The sequence below is a fragment of the Modestobacter caceresii genome (assembly GCF_000761485.1).
GTDB classification, from domain to species: Bacteria; Actinomycetota; Actinomycetes; order Mycobacteriales; family Geodermatophilaceae; genus Modestobacter; species Modestobacter caceresii.
Genome location: NZ_JPMX01000011.1, coordinates 22,341 through 36,854, shown reverse-complemented (window position 1 = coordinate 36,854; position 14,514 = coordinate 22,341). Strand labels below are relative to the sequence as shown.

The following is a 14,514-nucleotide window of genomic DNA, read 5'->3' as shown; positions in this document are numbered from 1 at the left end:
GGACCTCCCCGGCGTGAGCCAGGTCCTCCGGCGCGCAGCTCGCGCGTCAGGCGGTCAACCGGACGCACCGGAGGACCGTGGGCGTCCCGCCCACCCCGGTGGAGTGTGCGGAGACACAGACCTCGTGCGGGCCGGCTGCCAGCGGCAGCCTGATCGCGAACCCGTGCGCAGCCCCGGCCTCGGGGTGCACCCGTCCCACGTCCGGGCGGGAGCCAGCGGCGGGGAACACCCCCTGGTCGACGCCGTCGATGGCCACCCGCACCTGCACGGTCTGGGTCGGCGCGTCCGGATCGAACGTCCAACCCTGGATCGCGACCTCACCGGGCGCGCCGACCGCGACGGAGTCCACCGATCCCATGGGCATGCGGTCGGTGACCGTCACCTCGGAGCAGTCGAGGAGGGGGTTGGTCCCGGCGAGACCGAGGTTGATGGCGAAGGTGCAGACCTTGTGCCGCCCCGTACCGATGTCGAGGTACGTGTTGAAGCCGTGCGCTGCCCCGACCCCGGGGAACGCTGCGGCGATGTCCGGCCGGTGCCCGTCGGCCGTGAACGCACCGTGGTAGCGGCCGTCGACGTAGATGTGGACGTTCGCCGGCGCGGTCGGGACGCTGGGGTCGAAGACCCAGCCCCCGACGCGGACCCGCCCGTCACCCACCGGGGCAACGGCGTCCACCACACCTTGCGGCGCCTTGTACTGCAGGTCGGTCGCGGTGCAACCGATCACCGGGTTGGTCCCGGCGACACCGATGTTGATCCCGAACACGCAGATCTGGTTGCGTCCCGGGGACGAGGGGAGCGTCGCGTCGAAGCCGTGCGCCTTCCCCGCTCCCGGGTACGCCCGACCGATGTCCTCCCGCGTCCCGGTGGCGTCGATGGCCACCCCCCGTCCGTTGACGTAGGCGTGCACCTGGATCGGCGCCTCGGGCATGCTCTCGTCCAGCGCCCACCCCTGGATGCGGATCTTCCCGTCCACGGTCTCGGCGATGGAGTCGACCGACCCGACGGGTGCGCGATAGGCGTAGTCCCGGCAGGCGGCGATGCGGTTGTTCCCCGGGGCGACGCCGTCCACGGCGAAGACGCACAGGTCCGTCTTGCCCGAGAGCGGACCCACGGTGATCCGGAACCCGGCGGCCGGTCCCGCCGCCGGGAACGCGGCCTGGACGTCCGGCCGGGGGACGTTCGGGGTGTGGGCCACGCCGCGCCCGTTCGTGTAGACGTGGACCTGAGGCGGGTTCCCGTCGGGGTCGTAGACCCACCCCGACAGCAGGACCGAGCCGTCGGGCTGCTCGGCCAGGACGTCCAGGGACATCTCCGGAGCGCGGTCGGTGAAGGTGACCGGACGGCAACCGAACTGGAAGTTCATCCCCTGACCGGCGAGGTTGTCCGCGATCAGGCAGACCTGGTGGGTGCCGTAGCTGAGCAGCCCGGACACCTCGAACCCGTGGTTCGGCCCCACGCCGTGCACCGAGCCCACGTCCGGGCGTGATCCACCGGCCGAGGTCGAGGCCACCGTCGCGCCGTCCACCGTCGCGCGCACCGTGACCGGCGAGTGGGGTGCGTCCGGGTCGAAGGCCCACCCCTTGGCGGTGAAGCCCGTGGCCGTGAGCGAGAGGGTGTCGGCGATCCCCTTGGGGGTCGCGGCGGCGATCGCGTCACTCTGGGTGGACCCGAACCAGTCGGTGAAGTACAGCCAGAAGTTGCGGTTGCCGTAGGCGGAGCAGCCGTCGCCGGTGCCGTACCCGGCACGCAGCGCGGCAGCGTTGGGCTGGTACGGGGTGTAGATGTAGAGGTTCGCCGTCGCCTGGTTGGCGATGGTGACCGGACCGGATCCGCAGTTGGTGTTCGGGCTCCACAGCACGTTCACCGTCCGACCGGCTCGGTAGGCGTAGTTGGCGGCGTTCGCCGTGTACCGCTGGTACTGCCGCGCGGCGCTGTACACCTGGTTGTGGAAGCCGAAGTAGGCCTCGTCGCACGGGGCCGTGTCCGGGCAGGCGAAGCCCATGGCCTTCTTGTAACGGGTGGCGGTGAGGCCCGAGCCGGAGCCGAGCACCAGCCCCTGCTCCTTCTGCAGCATGACGAGCAGCACCTTGGGGTTGATGCTGCAGGAGATCGCCGTCTTGGCGATGATCGTCGCCGCCGACTCCCCGGGCGCGCCGGCGTAGCCGTTGCAGTAGACGTCCGCCGGCCGGTTGTTCGTGTCCTGCCGGTAGTCCTTCAGGCACGGCGAGCCATCGGCTCCCGGCTTGCAGTCCCCGACCTTGGCGTTGAGGAAGGTCTGCACGTCCCCCGCCGACATCGCGTAGCCGGCGAAGAAGACCTCGTCGCTGATGATGTTGCCCGCGTCGAACTGGCTCAGGTCCGCCACCCGGTCGAACGGCCACAGGTCGTCCGGTCGCGTCCCCTGCAGCGTGAGCAGTGACCCTGCCGTCACCAGGACGGCGAGCGCCACCACGACCCGGCGCACCAGCCTGCTCATCGGGTCGGCACCTCGACCGGCATGGGCTCCGAGGAGCCGCGCGTGGTCTGCGACTCGTACGAGAGCGTGGCCTGCCACTCCCCTGCCTCGAGCCCGTCCCCGGGGATCGTGATGAGGCCACAGTTGGTCGTCGTCGCATCGGCCTCGCCGGTGCTCGTGCCGGTGACCTCCGCGGCGCCGCGGACGAGCTCCAGGGTGCACGTGCCACCGGACTCGATCACACCAGCGACGAACCCGGCGGCCTCCACCCGGCCTTCGGCGACGGCCCAGTCGGCGTAGGCCAGCCCGACCACGGCCGTCGTGAGCTCCGGCGCGTTGCTCGCCGGGGTGGTCGGAGTGGCACTGATCGGCGCCACTGGTGTCGTGCCGGCGTCCGCACCCGCGGCCGGGTCGGGGTCCTCCGTGGGTGCGGACGCCGTGGGTGCGGACTCCGTCGGGGCGGCGGCCGTCGGCCGGCTCGCGGCCGGGGCGGGGTCCGCCCTGCCTGCGGAGAGGGCCACGGCCACCACCGCGGCGGCCAGCACCGCACCCACCAGGAGGAACACGCCCCGTCGCCTCGTCGTCGTCGTCATCCCGATGCCCTTCGCCGCTCCGTGACGCGGCCGCCCGACGGACGACCGCAGTTGAGGGTGCAGGGCACCCCCGCTTCGGCACGAGCCGCCGCGCCGGGCGTTCGTACCTTCAGGTGTCTGATTGATTACTTGCAGTGAGTGACTGGGCCGATCACACGGTGACCTGCGCACACCGCATGAGGGTCGGGGTCGTCCTGATGTCCGTGGACCGGGCCGAGACGCAGACCTCGCGCAGGCCGGAGGGAACTGCCAGGTCGATCGAGAAGCCGTGCGCGGCGCCGGCCTCCGGGTACACCCGACCGACGTCGGGCCGGGACGCGTCGGCGGCGAAGCTGCCCTGGTCCACGCCGTCCACGGAGACCTGCACCGTCGTGCTCCTGGTCGGCGCATCCGGGTCGAACGCCCACCCGGACACCCGCAGCTGCCCTGCACCAGCGGCTCCGATGGAGTCCACCGATCCCACGGGCGACCGGTCGTGGACCGTCACCGTCCGGCAGCCCATCAGCGGGTTGGTGCCGGCGGTCCCCAGGTTGATCGCGAACACGCAGACCGAGTGCTGCCCGGGAGTGAGGTCGAAGATCTCGCTGAAGCCGTGCTGCGGACCCGCCCCGGGGAACGCCGAGGCGATGTCCGGGCGGGAGTTGGTGGCCTGCACCGCGCGCTGGTACTGCCCGTCGACGTAGAAGTGCACGCCGACCGGAGCCGACGGGACGCTGCGGTCCACGGCCCAGCCACTGACCCGCAGCCGCCCGTCGCCCACGGGGGCATAGGCGTCGACCACTCCGTCCGGGGCCACGTACTCCGTGGAGACCGTCCGGCATCCCAGCAGGGGGTTCACCCCGCCGATCCCGACGTTGATCGCGAAGGCGCACACCCGGTTCGAGCCTGCGCCGGCGGGGAGGGTGGCGTCGAAGCCGTGCGCGTCACCCGCGCCGGGGAACGCCCTCCCGATGTCCGGTCGGGAGCCGCCGGCACCGATCGCCGTCCCCCGGCCGTTCACGTAGACGTGGACGTCCAGCGCGGTCTGCGCCGAGCTCTCGTCCATCGCCCAGCCGGTCACCCGCAGCTCGCCGGTGGTGGTCTCCACCACGTTGTCCAGCGAGCCCAACGGCTCCCGGTACCTGACGTCACGGCAACCGTCGAAGACGTTGTTGCCCGCGGCCACGGTGTCGGCCACGAAGAGGCACAACCGGTGCCCCCCGGTCAGCGGTCCGACCGTGATCGCGAAACCCGCCGTCGGCCCGGCAGCCGGGAAGGCGGCGTGTACGTCCGGACGCGCGACCGTCGTCGCGTACGCGCGACCCCGGTCGTTGTCGTACAGCTGCAGCTCCGGAGGTGAGCCGTCGGGGTCGAAGGCCCACCCGCTGATCCGCACGGTGCCGTCTGCTTGCTCGGCGAACTGGTCCACCGAGAAGACGGGGGCCCGGTTGGTGAAGTTGACCTCTGCGCACCCGAGACGCACCGCCGACCCCGGCCCGGCACTGTTCTCCACGAACACGCACACGTCGTGCACGCCGTGGGCCAGCAGGGCGGACACCCGGAAGCCGTGGTCGGGACCCACCCCGAAGGCCGCATCGACGTCCGGCCTCGCCTCGGTGACCGAGGTACCGCTGACCTTGGCACCGTCGATGACCAAGCCGACCACGGCTCGGGAGGAGACCGCGTCCGGGTCGTAGGCCCAGCCTGCTGCGGTGACCCCGCTCGGCGTGACGGCCAACGAGTCCACCGAGCCCCGCGGGTCGTGTGCCATCGACGCAGCCACGGCCGCCGCGGCCCGCGTGCGGATGTCGCCCAGCTTGGCGTACCCGGCCTGCCCCGGACACGACGTGCTGCCCACGTCCCGGTGCCCGAAGACCGTCGGGACCCGGACACTCGTACCGGCGGCGTACTTGGCGGTGCCGCCACCCCCGGACACGAGGGTCGTGGTGCCGCGCGGGTCGACGCCGTAGAGGGAGAGCTTCCAGGCCACCAGCGCTGCCACCGTGTCCACCACCGCCTCGCTCGGCGTGGTGGTGGAGTAGTCACCGAGCATGGAGACGCCGAACGTGCCGGTGTTGAAGCCGCCGGCGTGGGCGCCGACAACCGGGCTGGCGATGCCGCGATCCCCGCTGTAGCGCCCCTCCCAGGCGCGGCCGAACTTGTCGACGATGACGTTGTAGCCGATGTCCCCCCAGCCCCGGCTGATGGCGTGGTAGGCGTAGATCGCCCGCATGATCCCCGGCACCGCGTCGGCGGTGTAGCTGTTCTTGTCCGCCGTGTGGTGGATGGTCGCCGCCTTGATCGACGGCGCGTAGCTCGGGTCCCAGGCGCGGATGGACTCATCCGCGCCCCACTGCGCGCGGGAGTAGATCGGGGGCATCGGCGTGGCGGCCTCGGCCTCGTCCAGCGCCCTGGACTCCGAGACCGCGGCGTCCGCGGGGCTGGTGCCCGGGTCGATCAGCTCGATCCGGACGTCCTGCGGGGAGCTCCCGTCCAGTGCCTGGACGATCACCTCCATCCCCGAGGCCGGCCCGGTGTAGTACGGCGCGGTGCCGTCCCGGACGCCGTCGCCGGGGTCGGTCTGCTCCGCGTCGTCCTTCTCCAGCCGGGTCCACGAGCCCCAGGACCCGCCCTCGGCCCGCACCCGCACCTGGGCGACGACCTCCTCGACCGAGTCGTCCCGCTCCCAGGTCACCCCCACCGCGGAGAAGGGGGCGGACTCCGGCCGCGAGACCGTCAGAGCGGGCAGCCCGGGGATCTCCTCCCCGGTGGCCGGCGGGGCGACCTCGTCCACGTCCTCGCCGTCCGCAGGCTGCCCGACCGCGGGGCGGCTGCCGGTGGGTTCGGCCGGTGCGGTGGGTGCGGCCGGTGCAGCGGGTGCGCCGCCGACGGTGTCCTCGGCGAGCTCTGTCGAGTCGGCCGACGCCTCGAACGACCCGAGAGCGATGGTGTCCACCGACGGTGCGACGGGCTCGGGAGCTGGTCCCGACGCGACATAGACCGGCAGCACGATGAACGCACCCGTCATGGCGATGAATGCAGTCAGGCCCGCGGTGGTGCGGCGCACGAGGGGTCCTCCGATGAGCGACAGCGGTGGTCGACCCAGGGGTCAGACCGGTTCTCTGTCCATCTCATCGGCAGGACCGCGCGTGTACCTGAAGCAGCAAGTGACGAAAAGTCACCACAACGTGATGTGCCGGGCTGCGGCGCGCGACCGCGAACCGCAGATCAGTCGCGGAACCCCTGCTGCATGGCCACGTGGAGCGCCTCACGCCAGGGACGGGTCGGGGTGAGCCCTGCCGCCCCCCACGCGGACCCGTCGAGGACCGAGTACGCCGGTCGCGGCGCCGGGCGGGGGAAGGCATCCGTGGTCGTCGGCTGCACCCGCTCCGGGTCGGCACCCAGCTCCTCGAACACGGCGCGAGCCAGGCCGAACCAGCTGACCTGCCCGCTGTTCGTGCAGTGCAGCACCGGTGGGACGGCGTCGACCCGCTCCCCCAGCTCGACGAGTCCCGCGGCGAGGTCGGCCGACCACGTCGGCGAGCCGACCTGGTCGTCGACGACCGAGAGGGTCTCGCGCTGGGCCTCCAGGTTGGTCATCGTGCGGACGAAGTTCCCACCGTGCCGGCCGTACACCCATGCGGTGCGGACCACGGTCGCGTCGTCCCCGACCGCGGCGATCGCCTGCTCGCCGGCCAGCTTGGTGCGGCCGTACGCCGACCGGGGAGCCGTGGGCGAGTCCACCCGGTAGGGCTCGGTGGCGGAGCCGTCGAAGACGTAGTCGGTGGAAACGTGCACCAGCCGCCCGCGGCCGGCCATCTCCTCGGCCAGCCACCCCGGCGCCGCGCCGTTGACGACCTGGGCGGTGGCCTCGTCGGTCTCGGCCGGGTCGACCGCCGTGTACGCGGCGGCGTTCAGCAGCACCGCCCGGGAACCGGCGGACCGGTCCAGCCAGTCGCGCACCGTGGCCCGGACGGAGGACTCGTCGGTGAGGTCGACCTCGGCCCGGCCGACCGCCGTCACCTGGTCGTCCGGCCGCCCGGAGAGCACCCCGAGCAGGTCGTGGCCCAGCTGCCCGCGGGCGCCGGTGACCAGCCAACTGATCGGCGAGGCGGTGCTCATGCGCGCGCGGTCGCCGCGGCGGCCTTGAGCGGCTCCCACCAGGCGCGGTTGTCCCGGTACCACTGCACGGTGAGCGCGAGCCCGTCCTCGAAGGACATCCGGGGGGCGTAACCGAGCGCGCCGGTCTTCGAGTAGTCGACCGAGTAGCGCAGGTCGTGCCCGCCACCGCGCGGGTCGACGATGTGCTCGACGTGGCTCCAGTCCCGCCCGGTCGCCTCCAGCAGCTTCTCGGTGAGCTCACGGTTGGACAGCTCGCGGCCGCCGCCGATGTTGTAGTACTCGCCGGGCGCGCCCTTCTCCAGCACCAGCTGGATGCCACGGCAGTGGTCGTCGACGAACAGCCAGTCGCGGACGTTCGCACCCTCGCCGTACAGCGGCACCGTGAGCCCGTCGAGCAGGTTGGTGACGAACAGCGGGATGACCTTCTCCGGGAAGTGGTACGGCCCGTAGTTGTTGCTGCACCGGGTGATGGAGATGTTCATCCCGTAGGTCTTGGCGTACGCCCGGGCGATGAGGTCGCTGCCGGCCTTGGACGCGGAGTACGGGGAGTTCGGCTCCAGGATGTGGTCCTCGGTCCAGGAGCCCTCGTCGATGGAGCCGTAGACCTCGTCGGTGGAGACGTGCACGACCCGGCCCACCTCCGCGCGGAGAGCCGACTCGAAGACCTGCTGCGACCCCAGCACGTTGGCCAGCACGAACCCGGCCGCACCGGTGATCGACCGGTCGACGTGCGACTCGGCGGCGAAGTGGACCACCGCGTCGTGCCCGGGCAGGACGGCGTCGAGGTCCTCGGCCGAGCAGATGTCGCCCTGCACGAACCGGTACCGCGGGTTCTCCGCCACCGGAGCGAGGTTCGCGAGGTTACCGGCGTAGGTCAGCTTGTCGAAGACCGTCACCTCGGCGTCCTCGAAGCCGGGGTAACCGCCGGAGAGCATGGTCCGCACGTAGTGCGAGCCGATGAAGCCGGCGCCGCCGGTGACCAGGATGCGCATCTGAGAAGAGCCCTTCGAGTGACTGGGCGGACAGGTGGTGTCGAGCAGTCTCGCAGAACTGCGTCGCTGCCCGGCGTGGACGTGTTCTGCACGTATCGTCGCCCGCACTCCGCCGCGAGACCTGAGGCGCGCTGAACGACCGAGGCCGGCGCCGCTACGTGAGGACATCTGTGAGCTACCACGACGACCGCACCGGGGCCTCCCGCCCGCTGCCGCCCCGGCTGGACCCGCGCGCCGGCCGTCCCTCGCGACCCGCTGCGCCCGGGGACCCGACCGGTCCCGGCCGCCGCCGACTCGCCGCCGGCGCCCGGGTGGTCGCCGGCCTGCTCTCCCTGGTCCTGCTGGGCACCAGCGGGTGGGGCTGGTACCTCGGCCGCGTCGCCGACGCCAGCGTCAACCGCACGAACGCCATCCCCACCTCGGGCAACGAGCAGACCGTGGACACCGGCGCGGCGATGAACCTGCTGCTCGTGGGCAACGACAGCCGCGCAGGCGCCACGGAGGAGGAGCTGGCCCTGCTCAACACCGAGGCCAACCCCGGGCTGAACACCGACACCATGATCCTGGCGCACGTCCCGGCCGACGGGTCCGCAGCGTCGTTCGTCTCCTTCCCGCGCGACTCCTACGTGGAGATCCCCGGCTACGGGTGGGACAAGCTCAACGCCGCCTACGCCTACGGCGGGATGGAGGCCCCGGACGGCGCTTCCGACGCCGCGGTGCAGGCAGCCGGTGCGCAGCTGCTGATCCAGACGATCAGCTCGCTGACCGGCCTGCGGATCGACCACTACGCCGAGGTCGACCTGCTGGGCTTCTTCAAGCTGTCCACCGTCGTCGGCGGCGTGGAGGTCAACCTCTGCGAACCGGCGAAGGACAGCTTCTCCGGCGTGGACCTGCCCGCCGGCGTGCAGACCATCAGCGGCGAGCAGGCGCTGGCCTTCGTGCGCCAGCGACACGGCCTGCCGCGGGGCGACTTCGACCGCATCGTCCGGCAGCAGACGTTCATCGGCGGCATGATCCGCAAGATGCTCAGCGACAACGTGCTGCTGGACCTGGGCAAGCAGCGCGAGCTGGTCCAGGCCGCCGCGGACGCCCTGACCGTCGACCAGAACCTCGACCTGCTCCGGCTGGCACAGCAGATGCAGTCGGTCACCCCGGGCAGCATCGACTTCCAGACCGTCCCCTACGTCGGGACCGACCGGGACGAGCAGGACCGGTCGATCATCCGACTGGAGGACGAGAAGACCCTGCACGCCTTCTTCGCCCAGCTCAACGCAGAGCCCGCGCCGGCGGAGGAGACGGCCGAGACCGAGGCACCCGCAGCGGTCAGCGCCGCCGACGTGGACGTGGAGGTCTACAACGGCTCCGGCATCTCCGGGCTGGCCGGCGACGCCGGCGAGGAGCTGACGGCGTCGGGCTTCCAGGTCACCGGGACGGCGAACGCCGACTCCATGGACTACGAGGTCACCGAGATCCGGCACGCCGCCGGGGACGAGGCGCTGGCGGCGGCGCTGGCCGCCCAGGTCCCCGGTGCGATCACCAAGGTCGTCGACGACGCGGCCAGCGGCACCGTCCAGCTGGTGCTCGGCTCCGACTTCAACGGCGTGGGACAGGCCGTGACCGCCGCACCGCCGGCCCCGGTGACGGAGGGCGCGGACGCCCGGACCGCCGCTGACACCGACTGCATCAACTGAGCCGACGCGGCATACACGGCACACACGAGGGAGGTCCCACCCGATCGGGTGGGACCTCCCTCGCGTACGTGGGGCGTGCGCGGCTCAGATGGGCAGGCGGCGGAACAGCGCGCGCGGGGTGTGCCGCAGCCCGCTCATGACCCAGCGCATCGCGCCGGGCACCCAGACCGTGTGCCGGTCCTTGCGGATGCCGGTGACGATCGCCTCGGCGACGGCCTCCGGGGTGGTCGCCAGCGGCGCGTCGTCCAGGCCCTCGGTCATCTTGGACCGCACGAAGCCCGGCCGGACGACGAGCACGGAGACGCCGGTGCCGACCAGCGAGTCGGCCAGCCCGGAGTAGAAGGCGTCCAGTCCGGCCTTGGTGGAGCCGTAGACGAAGTTGGACGCCCGCGGTCGCTCACCGGCCACCGAGGAGAGCGCGACGATGACGCCGTGCCCCTGCTGACGCATCTGGTTGGCCAGCTCGGTGCCCACCACCGTGGGCGCGACGTAGTTGACCTGGGCCAGCCGGGCCACGGCCGTCGCGTCCGTGCGCAGCTGGTCGGCCGACCCCAGCAGCCCGAAGGCGACCACCGCGATGTCGATGTCTCCCGCGGCAGCTGCCTCGGCGACCATCCGGCCCGGCGACGCCGGGTCGTCGGCGTCGAAGTCGACGACCTGGACCTTCGCGCCGGCGGCGGTGAGCTCCGCGGCGACGGCGCTGCGGCGTGGGGTGTCCCGCGCGGCGACGACCACCCGCAGCGGGCGCTCCGCGAGGTAGCGGTGCGCGGTGGCCACCGCGATGTCGGAGGTGCCGCCGACGAGCAGCAGCGAGCTGGGCGAACCGAGCGCGTCGATCACAGCCCGAGCCTCCTGGCCAGGTCGGAGGTGAAGACGCCGTCCGGGTCGACCTGCTTGCGCACGGCCCGGAAGTCGTCGAGGCGGTCGTACATCTTCTCGAAGGTCTCCGGGCGCACCCGGGAGTCCTTCGCCAGGTAGGTCCGACCCGTTGCTGCGATGACGACCTCGTCGAGGGAGTCCAGCAGGCCGGCCAGCCCCTTCATCACCGGGATGTCCAGCGCCAACGTCCAGCCGGGCGAGGGGTAGGACAGCATGCCGGGGTTGCCCGGCCCGAACCGCTTGAGGACGGCGAGGAAGGACGCCGTCCCGAAGGAGCTGAGGCGGTCCAGCACCTCGCGCATGGCCTCCTCCTGCCCGAAGGGCACGGTCACCTGGTACTGCACGAAGCCGCGGGGGCCGTAGATGCGGTTCCAGCCTCCCACGGCGTCCAGCGGGTGGAAGAACGTCGGGATGCTCTGCAGCTGGTCCCGCTTGAGCTTCGGGGCCTTGCGGTACCAGAGCTCGTTGAACGCCGCGACCGTGGCCAGGTTCAGCAGGCCGGGCGGGAAGACGTCGGGCACGGACGCCTTGACCGACCCGTGGTACCCCAGCGGGTCGGTCCGGCGCTTGGCCGGCAGCTCGTCCAGCTTCGCGAACCGGCCGCGGGTGACCACCGAGCGGCCCATCCGCCTGCCCTTGGCGAGGGTGTCGATCCAGGCCACCGAGTACTCGTAGAGGTGGTCGGTCTCGGCCAGCAGGGTCATCAGGGAGTCGAGGTCGGGCGTGCGGTCGGTGTCGACCAGGCAGCGCGAGGACTCGATCGCCTTCATCTGCACCTGCGCCCGGAGGACGACGCCGGTCAGGCCCATGCCGCCGACGGTGGCCCAGAACAGGTCGGGGTCGGACTCCGGGCTGACCCGGCGGACCTGGCCGTCGGCGGTGAGCAGGTCCAACCACCGGACGTGCTGGCCAAAGCTGCCGGCGACGTGGTGGTTCTTGCCGTGGATGTCGGCGGCGATGGCCCCGCCCACGGTCACCAGCCTGGTGCCCGGCGTCACCGGGACGAAGAAGCCCTGCGGCACGAACCGGTTCATCAGCTCGTCGAGGGAGATGCCGGCCTCGACGTCGACCAGGCCGGACTCCAGGTCCGCGTGCAGGACCCGGGCGGAGGTGGTCATGTCGAGGACGGTGCCGCCGGCGTTCTGCGCGGCGTCGCCGTAGCTGCGGGCCAGGCCACGGGCCACCACACCTCGACCGGTGGCGGCGAGCACGGCGGCGCGGACGTCGTCGTCACCGTGGACCGGGACCAGCGCGGCACGGGTGGGCGCGGTGCGGCCCCACCCGACCAGCGGGACGGCTCCCTGCAGGGGCCCGCCGCGAGCGTGCGAGGGGTGGGGGGCAGGGAGTGTTCCGTCAGACACCGAAGACCCCCAGGCCGACGGTCAGCACCCACAGGGCGCCGAGGACGAGCAGGACATGGTCGTGCAGGACGATCTCCTCCGGGGCACCGGCGGCGCCCTTGTCGACGTCCCGCGCGTACCGCAGGATCGCCATCACGAACGGTGCGATCGAGATGGTCGCCCACGGCACGCCGTCCTGGATCTCGGCCATCTCGAAGGCCCACAGGCAGTAGGCAGTGACGGCCACACCGGCCGACAGGCTCCAGACGAAGCGCAGGTAGCTGGCCGAGTACTCCTGCAGCGTCTTGCGCGTGGCTGCCTCGTCGCCCACGAGCACGAACTCGGAGTAGCGCTTGCCGGCGACCATGAAGAGCGAGCCGAAGGCGGCCACCAGCAGGAACCACTGGGAGAGCCACAGGCCCGCCGCGACACCGCCGGCGATGCCGCGCAGCAGGAAGCCGGAGGCCACCACGGCCAGGTCGATGACCGGCTGGTTCTTCAGGAACACGCAGTAGGCGAGCTGGATGACCACGTAGCTGCCCAGCACCCCCGCCAGCGCAGGCCGGGTCAGCAGCACCGCGGTCGTGAGGGCGACGGCGAAGAGCACCACGGCGAGCGCCACCGCGAGTGGCCGGGGCACCAGGCCCGCGGCGATCGGGCGGTACCGCTTCCGCGGGTGCCGGCGGTCCTCCTCGACGTCGATCGAGTCGTTGACCAGGTAGACCCCGGACGCCGACAGGCAGAACAGCAGGAAGGCCACCGCCGTCGGGCCCATGACGTCGGGGTCGAAGACCTCACCGGCAGCGAGAGGGGCGGCGAGCACCAGCCCGTTCTTGACCCACTGGCGGGGGCGCAGGGCACGAACCACCCCCCAGAGCCGGCCACCGCGGAAGCCGGCCGGTCGAGGCGCCTGTTCGACCGGGAGCGGGAGCACGGCGTTCGCCTCGAAGCCGTTCGGCAGACCGTGCACTGCTCCGGGCACCTGCGTGTGGTCGGGCCTGGCGGACATGATCACGCCTCCCTGACGACGGAACTGCGCATCCGCCGTCGGACGACGGTGGCGACGCTGGCACCCAGGACCGCGCCGGAGAGGACGTCCGACGGGTAGTGCACACCCAGCAGTACCCGAGACACGAGCATGGCACCTGTGACCCCGGTCATGAGCGGCCCGCCGAGCATCGGGCCGAACCCGACCGCCGCGGCCGCCGTCGACGTGCTGTGCGCGCTGGGGAAGGAGAGCCGGCTGGAGGTGGCGACCAGCGGCGGGACGTCCTCTAGCGCAGGCCGCACCCGGCGGACCAGCCGCTTCACGACGACGCCGGCAGCGTGTGCCGCCACCACGCCCATCACCCCTGCGGCCCAGTCGGATCGGCGCCGCCCGCTCAGCCACCCCGTCGCGCCCAGGGCGATCCAGCCGAGCGCGTGCTCCCCGAAGTGGGAGAGCCCCCGGGCCACGGGGACGGCCGGGCCCTGCCCCAGGACCTGCCGGGTACGGCGGAGCAGCGCGTGGTCGAGCCGGGTCAGCGCCATGCCCGAGGTTGCGCTCATCGAGGGTCGATCGTAGCGGGGGAGGACCCGCCGAGCCGGATGAGAAGGACAGCTCCGTCGCGCACCTGCGATCCTGGCCAGGTGCCCGCCAGCCGACCTGCCACCCCGACCGACCTGCTGAACGCAAACCTCCGCCGGGACCCCGCCGCCCCGCTGATCACCTTCTACGACGACGTGTCCGGCGAGCGGACCGAGCTCTCGGCCACCACCCTGGCCAACTGGGTCGCCAAGACCGCCAACCTGCTGCAGGAGGAGTTCGACGTCGGCCCGGGCAGCACCGTCGGCCTGGCGCTGCCGGTGCACTGGCAGACCGCCGCGGTGCTGCTCGGGGTCTGGAGCTGCGGGGCCGCGGTGTGGGAGACCGCCGCCGAGGACGACGACCGGCTCACCGACGCCGACGTCGTGCTGGCCGACGCCGACCGGCTGCCCGCCCTGGAGGAGCTGGGCCTCGACGAGCTGCTGGGCCTGTCCCTGCACCCACTCGGGATGGGCATGACCGGGTACACCGGCCCGGCCCGGGACTTCGCGCTCGAGGTGCGCGGCCACGGCGACGTCTTCTCCCCCTGGCAGCCGGTCGACCCCGCCGGGGTCGGCCTGGTGCTCGGCGGGGGGCAGCTGAGCCTGTCCGCCCTGGTCGAGACGGCGACCGAGCTGGCCGGCCGGCTGGGGATGACCGCCGGTGACCGGGTGCTGGTCGACCAGCAGGCAGCGACGGAGGCCGGGCCGGTCGCCTGGCTGCTGGCGCCGCTGGCGGCCGGGGCCTCGCTCGTGCTCTGCCGCGCGGCCGCACCGTCCGGCCTGCTCCGTCGGGCGGAGACCGAACGGGTCACCGCTACGCTCGGGCTGAAGCTCGACGGGATCCGCGAGCTGGGCCGCCCCGCCTGACGCACCGCCTGCCCAGCCCTCGAACGGACG

At 72.4% G+C, this 14,514-nt stretch carries 11 protein-coding genes; 2 read left to right on the top strand and 9 right to left on the bottom strand.

Annotation, left to right across the window (positions count from 1 at the left end):
• Positions 1 to 46: 46 nt before the first annotated feature.
• The 5 genes from IN07_RS23775 to rfbB all read right to left on the bottom strand — a co-directional run bounded on the left by IN07_RS23775 (position 47) and on the right by rfbB (position 8,141).
• On the bottom strand, positions 47 to 2,476 hold the full coding sequence (locus IN07_RS23775; protein ID WP_052090713.1) for a hypothetical protein: 2,430 nt from the start codon (positions 2,474 to 2,476) through the stop codon (positions 47 to 49).
• Positions 2,473 to 3,021 (bottom strand): hypothetical protein, encoded by a 549-nt coding sequence (locus IN07_RS23770; RefSeq protein ID WP_052090710.1) that lies wholly within the window; start codon positions 3,019 to 3,021, stop codon positions 2,473 to 2,475. Before IN07_RS23770 ends, IN07_RS23775 begins: the two co-directional genes overlap by 4 nt.
• Positions 3,022 to 3,199: 178 nt before the next feature.
• On the bottom strand, positions 3,200 to 6,094 hold the full coding sequence (locus IN07_RS23765; protein ID WP_052090709.1) for an N-acetylmuramoyl-L-alanine amidase: 2,895 nt from the start codon (positions 6,092 to 6,094) through the stop codon (positions 3,200 to 3,202).
• Positions 6,095 to 6,255: 161 nt separating this feature from the next.
• Complete coding sequence (rfbD, locus tag IN07_RS03820) at positions 6,256 to 7,149, bottom strand: dTDP-4-dehydrorhamnose reductase (protein WP_036333801.1); 894 nt, start codon at positions 7,147 to 7,149, stop codon at positions 6,256 to 6,258.
• Positions 7,146 to 8,141, bottom strand: coding sequence for a dTDP-glucose 4,6-dehydratase (gene rfbB / locus IN07_RS03815; protein WP_036333799.1), 996 nt, complete (start codon positions 8,139 to 8,141; stop codon positions 7,146 to 7,148). The genes rfbD and rfbB overlap by 4 nt, the downstream gene beginning before the upstream one ends.
• 170 nt (positions 8,142 to 8,311) lie before the next feature.
• Between rfbB and IN07_RS03810 the strand changes: the two genes are divergently transcribed.
• Positions 8,312 to 9,832, top strand: a complete 1,521-nt coding sequence (locus tag IN07_RS03810) for an LCP family protein (protein ID WP_036333797.1) — start codon at positions 8,312 to 8,314, stop codon at positions 9,830 to 9,832.
• A gap of 84 nt (positions 9,833 to 9,916) precedes the next feature.
• On the opposite strand, the gene IN07_RS03805 is transcribed toward IN07_RS03810, so the two are convergent.
• Genes IN07_RS03805 through IN07_RS03790 form a run of 4 tightly spaced genes read right to left on the bottom strand, consistent with a single transcriptional unit; the run spans position 9,917 to position 13,599 of the window.
• Entirely contained in the window at positions 9,917 to 10,672 is a 756-nt protein-coding gene (locus tag IN07_RS03805) for a decaprenylphospho-beta-D-erythro-pentofuranosid-2-ulose 2-reductase (RefSeq protein ID WP_036333795.1), read from the bottom strand.
• Positions 10,669 to 12,072 (bottom strand): FAD-binding oxidoreductase, encoded by a 1,404-nt coding sequence (locus IN07_RS03800; RefSeq protein WP_231557979.1) that lies wholly within the window; start codon positions 12,070 to 12,072, stop codon positions 10,669 to 10,671. Before IN07_RS03800 ends, IN07_RS03805 begins: the two co-directional genes overlap by 4 nt.
• Entirely contained in the window at positions 12,065 to 13,060 is a 996-nt protein-coding gene (locus tag IN07_RS03795) for a decaprenyl-phosphate phosphoribosyltransferase (RefSeq protein ID WP_081975164.1), read from the bottom strand. The genes IN07_RS03800 and IN07_RS03795 overlap by 8 nt, the downstream gene beginning before the upstream one ends.
• Positions 13,061 to 13,062: 2 nt before the next feature.
• Positions 13,063 to 13,599: a phosphatase PAP2 family protein gene (locus tag IN07_RS03790; protein ID WP_156119023.1), complete on the bottom strand. Its 537-nt coding sequence runs from the start codon at positions 13,597 to 13,599 to the stop codon at positions 13,063 to 13,065.
• A gap of 81 nt (positions 13,600 to 13,680) precedes the next feature.
• Here IN07_RS03790 and IN07_RS03785 point away from each other — a divergent pair, with 81 nt between their 5' ends.
• Positions 13,681 to 14,484, top strand: coding sequence for a TIGR03089 family protein (locus IN07_RS03785; RefSeq protein WP_036333791.1), 804 nt, complete (start codon positions 13,681 to 13,683; stop codon positions 14,482 to 14,484).
• The last annotated feature ends 30 nt before the right edge of the window (positions 14,485 to 14,514 follow it).